Origin of the sequence: Rhodococcus sp. CX (assembly GCF_015865005.1) — a bacterium.
Classification (GTDB): Bacteria; Actinomycetota; Actinomycetes; order Mycobacteriales; family Mycobacteriaceae; genus Rhodococcus.
Genome location: NZ_JADZGH010000251.1, coordinates 73,566 through 79,598, shown reverse-complemented (window position 1 = coordinate 79,598; position 6,033 = coordinate 73,566). Strand labels below are relative to the sequence as shown.

General features: G+C 71.1%; 4 protein-coding genes. All 4 read left to right on the top strand.

Annotated elements, in window-relative coordinates:
• The coding region (locus tag I0Q12_RS27215) for an alpha/beta fold hydrolase (protein ID WP_197256493.1) at window positions 1–850 on the top strand (850 nt) is incomplete at its 5' end.
• Window positions 847–3,135: a glycosyltransferase family 1 protein gene (locus tag I0Q12_RS34050; RefSeq protein WP_307846563.1), complete on the top strand. Its 2,289-nt coding sequence runs from the start codon at window positions 847–849 to the stop codon at window positions 3,133–3,135. The genes I0Q12_RS27215 and I0Q12_RS34050, both read left to right, overlap by 4 nt.
• Window positions 3,136–3,142: 7 nt before the next feature.
• Window positions 3,143–4,828 (top strand): flippase, encoded by a 1,686-nt coding sequence (locus tag I0Q12_RS27205; RefSeq protein WP_197256492.1) that lies wholly within the window; start codon window positions 3,143–3,145, stop codon window positions 4,826–4,828.
• Between the two features lie 5 nt (window positions 4,829–4,833).
• The gene (locus tag I0Q12_RS27200; protein ID WP_307846562.1) at window positions 4,834–5,934 is read left to right on the top strand and encodes a glycosyltransferase family 4 protein; all 1,101 of its coding nucleotides are present in this window, start codon (window positions 4,834–4,836) and stop codon (window positions 5,932–5,934) included.
• The last annotated feature ends 99 nt before the right edge of the window (window positions 5,935–6,033 follow it).

The window sequence follows — 6,033 nt, the reverse complement described above, 5'->3', positions numbered from 1 at the left end:
TCTCTTCGCGATCCGCACCCACGCTGCCGGTGAAAACGGGCCGGCGAGGCCCACCGTTCTCTTCCACGCGACCGCGTACGAGCATCGCGTCGGACCGGGCAGGTTGTGGGTCGAGATCGCGCGGTCGCTCGCCGCGGACGGGGTGTCGTCGGTGCGGTACGACCGGCGCGGCACGGGCAACACCGGCGTCGTCGACCCCGACCATCCCGTGGCCCTGTACTCCGACGACTCGGACCGGGACGCCCGCGACGCCGCCGACGCGGCGGTCGCCGACCCGCGCGATCTGGTGATGACCGGGTTGTGTTCCGGCGCCTGGTATTCCGCGGCCGTCGCGTTGCGGGTGCGGCCGCGCGCGGTGATCCTCACCGACCTGATCCTGTGGTCGGTGTATCGGCGGCGGTCGCTGCGCGAACAGCTGGCTCCCGGGATGCCCGCGAGCGATGGGGCCGGTGGCGACGCGTCGGCGCGGGCACGGATCAAGGCGCTGCTGCAGCGGCACCTGCCGTACCCGGCGTGGCGGCTGCTCGGCCGGTTCGGCATCACGCAGGTCCCGGAGGTGCTGCTCGAGGCGCTGCGCAAGGCGGGGGTTCCGACCACTGTGATCCTGTCCGCCGAGGACCGCGCGTGGTTCGTCGGCCAGCGCGGCGAGGAAGGGCTGCGTCGGCTGCGTCGGCGCGGCGGTGATCCGGAGATCCACGCCGTCGGGTTCGGTGACCATCCCGCGCTCCACCGCGACCTGCGCGAGCGGATCCGGACGGTGACCACCGAGACGGTGCTGCGCCGCTTCGGGATCCCCGTGGACACCGAACGCACCGCGGACACCGGACGCACCGCGGAGGCACTCCGGTGATCGGTCTGCTCGCCGTCGGGGTTCCCGCCGCGGCGGTGCTGTTCGCGCTGCTGTACCGGCGGCCGCAGAACGGGCTGTTGCTCGTCGCCGCGTTGACGCCGCTGCACGGCCTGCTGACGATTCTGCCCGGTGGACCGTCCCTGACGGGATGGAAAGAAGGTGTGCTCGTCCTGACGTTGCTCGCCACGTTCGTCACCCCGAACCGCGGCCGGACGATGCCGCCGTCGATGCCGTGGTGGCCTGCCGCGGTCGTGTGGGTGGCGATCGGAACACTGTCGGCGCTGCTCGTGTCCGGTCCGGCCGCCGTCACCGCGCTGAAGGTCACCTACTTCTACCTGATCATCCCGATCATCCTGTGGCGCGCACCCTTCGACGCCCGCGACCGCGACCGGCTCGTCACGATCCTGATGGGCACGGCGGCGGTCGGCGCGGTCGTCGGCCTCGCGCAGCAGGTCGTCGGGGCGGACCGGCTGGTCGCGCTCGGCTACTCGTACGACGAGCACATCCGCACGACCGGGGGCATCCTGCGCAGCTTCGGCACGTTCACCGGACCGTTCGCGTTGGGGCTGTTCGTGATGATCGGCCTCATCGTGGGCGGCGCGGTCGCGCTCGCGGATCCGCGGCGGCTGCGCAACTCCCTGTTCCTGTGGGCGACGCCGGTGATGTTGCTCGGCATGGGCGTGACGATCGTGCGCGCCTCCTACATCGGGTTGGCGGCGGCGTTGCTGTGGCTGGCGATTCATCGCCACCGAGTGTTGTTGGTGCTCTTCGGTGCCGGTGCCGTCGCGCTTCCGGTCGCGCTGCTGTTCGTGCCGGGTTCGGTGACGTCCGCGTTGTTCTCGTCGTCGAGTCTGGGTGAGCGCGGGGACGGCTGGGCCGACACCGTCTCGTCCTTGTTCGTGCATCCCTTCGGGCAGGGTCTGGGTGCCACCGGGGCCGCCGCGGACAAGGCCGCCGAACTCGCCGATCCGCTGTATTCGACGCTGTCGCTCGACGCGGCGATCGCGCTCGGCCGGATCCCGTACCAGCCGGACAACTACTACATGAAACTCATGGTCGAACTCGGGCCGATCGGGCTGTGGATCTTCGGCCTGCTGCTGGTGTCCGCGGCCGTGTCGACGCTGCGGGCCTCGCGACTGCTGCGCGGCCAGGACTCGGCGCTGGCACTGGGCGTCAGCGCGTCGGTGATCGCTGCCGCGGTGGCGTCGACCGTGTCGACCTATTTCGAAATCTTCCCGCTGGACGTCTACTTCTGGCTACTTCTAGGAACTGTCGGATGCGCTCTTACACAACAACTCTCGTCTCGGACGGAACCCGGATCGGATTCGGGGCCCTCGCGCGGGGCGGCCGGCCTGCGGGCGGTGGTGCAGAGCGATGCCCGCGCCGAGCTGCCCCGGCAGGTCAGGCCCGTCGAACGCCCGGTGTGCGACGGGGCGCAGCGTGTCGCCTGGGGTCTGGTCCCGCTGCGCGACGTCGACGTGTTCCACGCGCTCGACGTCGATCTTCCGCTCGCCCAGCGCGGCCCGACCGTGTCGACGTTCCACGACCTGTCCGTCTTCGACGTGCCGTGGGCGTTCGGCCGCGGACGCGCCGTCGGGGAGCGGCGTCTGCTGCGCCGGGCGATGCGTCGCGCCGACGTCCTCGTCGCCGTCTCCGAGTTCACCGCGGACCGGCTGCGCGCCCACTGCGGACGCGAAGCCCGCGTCACTCCCCTCGCGCCCGCGCCCTGGGCGGTCCCGCCCGGTGCCGCGGAGGTCGCCGAGGTCCGCGCGCGGTTCGGGCTGCCCGAGCGGTTCGTGCTGCAGGTCGGCACCGTCGAACCCCGCAAAGACGTCGCGCTGGTCGCCGCCGCGTGCCGGCGGCTCGACGTGCCCTTCGTGCTCGCCGGTTCCGGATCGACCGGGCCCGGCAAGCCCGCCGGCGCTCACGGTCTCGGCTACGTCGCCACCACCGACCTGCCCGCGCTGTACGCGGCGGCGACCGCCGTCACCTATGCCTCCACGTACGAGGGGTTCGGGTTACCACCGCTCGAGGCGATGGCGTGCGGAGGCGCTGTCGTCGCGAGTGCCGTCGGCGGGTTGCCGCAGGCTGCACGCGACGGCGCGGTGCTGGTCACCGAACACACCGAGGACGCGTGGGTCCGGGGCCTGCGCGAGGTGCTCCTCGATCGCGACACCCGCCACGCGCTGCGCAGCAGGGCGGTCGTCACCGCCGCGGCCTCGACCTGGGACCGCACCGCGGAGCTGACCCTCGACGCCTACCGCCACGCCGGGCTGCGGATCTGAGGTAGCGATGGGCAGGCACACACGACCGGACGACCTCGGCGAGCCCGGGGTCGCGCAGAGCTTCGCGACAGAGTCGGGTGTCGGACGCCATGCCCGGCTCTGGGACACCGCATCGTGGTCCGCGCTGGGCAGCCCCAGCTACGGGACCGGCCAGGGCAGTGTCCACGGCGACGTCGCCGCCGAGACGGTCGTGCTGCAGCGGATCGCCGCGAAGATTCGCGAGGACACGATCCACGAACCGCAGACCCCCGAACTCGACGCGCGCGACGCCCGCCGCAACACGATCACGATGCTGGGCAGCCGCGTCGCGGTCGCCGCGATGGGCTGGACCGGATCGATGATCGTCGCCCGCGCGCTGTCACCCGACGACTTCGGCAAGTTCTCGTTCGTCTTCGGTCTGCTCGGCCTGCTGTCGGTCGTCACCGATCTCGGTGTCGGCCGCGTGGTCCTCGCGAAGCTCGTCGAGTGCAACCCGTGGGAAGTGTCCTACGTGACGACGGCGTTCATCGCGCTGCGCGCCGCGCTGGGCATGCTCGGTCACCTGCTGGCGATCGCCTACGTGCTGGTGATGGGTTATCCGTCGGATGTGGTGTGGGCGACCGTGATCGCCGGTCTCGTCGTCGTGGTCGCGACACCCAGTCACGCACTGACGGTGATGTACCAGAGCCGATTACGGATGGCGTACGTCGCTGTCGCCGAGACACTCGGCCAGCTCGTGCAGCTCCTCTGCACCGTCGCCGCCGTACTGTTCGCCCCCGTACTGCTGGTGCTCGTCGTGCCGGCGGTGATCAACGAGATCGTCGCGATCGTCGTCAAGATCCGCGGCGTGCGAAACGGTATCGCCGGTCCTGTACCCGCGGCCCGCGCCCAGTTGTGGCGATGGCGCGAGATGCTCGCCGAGGCCGTGCCGCTGAGTATCGGCTTCGCGCTCATCACGATCCTGTCGAAGATCGACGTGCTGATGCTCGGCCGCATGGACTCGTTCGACGCCGTGGGGCTCTACACCGTCGGCTACAAGTTCGCCGACCTCCTCGGGATCGTCGCCTCGACCGTCGTCGGTCCCGTCACCACCCTGCTCGTCGCGACGTGGCCCGGGGACACCGAGCGATTCCGCGGCCGCACCCGCGAGGCGGCGATCCTCCTCACCGTGCTCGGTGCGGTCGCCGTCGCCGCGTTCTGGCCTGTTGCACCGGCATTGATGGATCTGCTCTACGGTTCCCGTTTCGCCGAAGCCGCCGACGCCGGCCGGTTCCTCGTGCTCGGCAGCGCCCTGTCCATGCTCACCGAACTCGGATTGATGGTGCTCGTCTCCACGTCCCGCCACCGCGTCTATCCGTGGGTCGCGCTCGCCGGCCTGGCCGCGAACGTGGCGCTCAATCTGGTCATGATCCCGCGGTGGTCGTACTTCGGGGCGTCGATCGCGACACTCGTCACCGATCTGGTTCTGCTGGCCGCCATCTGGATCGTCGTCGCCCGCACGGTCCCGGTCCGTCGGCTGTTCCCGGCCGGTGCGGTCGTCGGCGTCGCGATCCTCGGCTTCGCGGTGACCGTGTGGGCGACGCTGCTGACCGACCGCTTCCACATCCCGTGGATCGTGACCGCCGCGGTCGCGCCCACGCTCGTCCTCGCGGGCATGCAGTTCCTGCCCGTTGCCGGAAGAATCCGGCTCGTCCATCTCCTGAAGTCCAGGTAGCACACGTGAATTACCGACCCACTTCCACGCGACGCCGCGTCGTCTTCGTCACCCACACCGCCCAGGTGTCCGGCGCCGAACTGGTCATGCTGCAACTGGTGCGGCGCGCCCTCGACGAGGGTTGCGCGGTCGCCGTCGCCTGCCCCGACGGCCCGCTGCGATCGCGACTGCCGGCCGAGGTCGACATCTTGGCGATCCCCCTGCTCGGACCGCAGGGCGAACGCGGACTCGCCAAGGCCGCAACGGTCGCCCGGATCGCTGCCGACTGGCTGCGTACCGGCCGGATCCTCCGGGCGGCACTGCGCGGACGGGAGGACACGGTGATCGTGAACTCGCTGTTCGCGTTGCCCGCCGTCGCGGTCGCGCGGATACCCGGCGCGGTGTGGCTCGTGCACGACACCCTGTCGAGTGCCGAGCAACGAGGGATCGTGTGGTTGTCGCGCCGCGGAATCGCCCGCGCCGTCGCGGTTTCGGAGCCGACGGCCCGGCCGCCCCGAGAGCTGGGGATTCACGTGACGGTCGCGCATCTCGGCGTCGAGGTTCCCGACTTCAGGGTCTCCCCGGACGTCGCGGCGACCCCGGTGATCGGCATGATGGGTGCGCTCACCCCGTGGAAAGGACATCGGGTGCTCCTCGACGCGGTGTCCCGCATGCCGGGGGTTCGGCTCGAGATCGCCGGCGAACCCTTTCCCGGCGACGAACCGTACGCCGAGGAACTTCGCAGGCGTGCAAGCGAACCCGACCTCGACGGCCGCGTCGCCTTCCTCGGCCGCGTCGAACCCCTTCCGACGCTGCGCACCTGGGACGTCGCCGTGTCCGCCAGCATCTCCCCCGAAGCGGGCCCGCTGGTGGCGCTCGAGGCGATGAGCGTGGGCGTGCCGATGGTCGGCACCGATCACGGCGGCACGTCGATGTTGCTGGGGGGCGGTGCGGGACTTCTGGTTCCGCCCGGTGACCCCGCGGCGCTCGCCGCGGCGCTCCACCGGATACTCACCGACGACGACCTACGCCGGTCGGTCACGGAGACCGCCCGCCGCCGCGTCGAGGAGAACTACGACCGCACGACCACCGTCCCCCGGATGCTCGAGGAGTTGCTGCGTGCCTGAGTCGTTCCCCCGCCGCGCCGTCGCCGGGACGATCGCCGCTCTGACCACGGTGGTGCTCACCGCGACGGCCTGCTCCCCGGACCCGCTGCCGTGCGACCC

Excerpts from the sequence above, each read along its gene's own strand:
- I0Q12_RS27205 (WP_197256492.1), top strand. The coding sequence starts at position 3,143 with ATGGGCAGGCACACACGACCGGACGACCTCGGCGAGCCCGGGGTCGCG.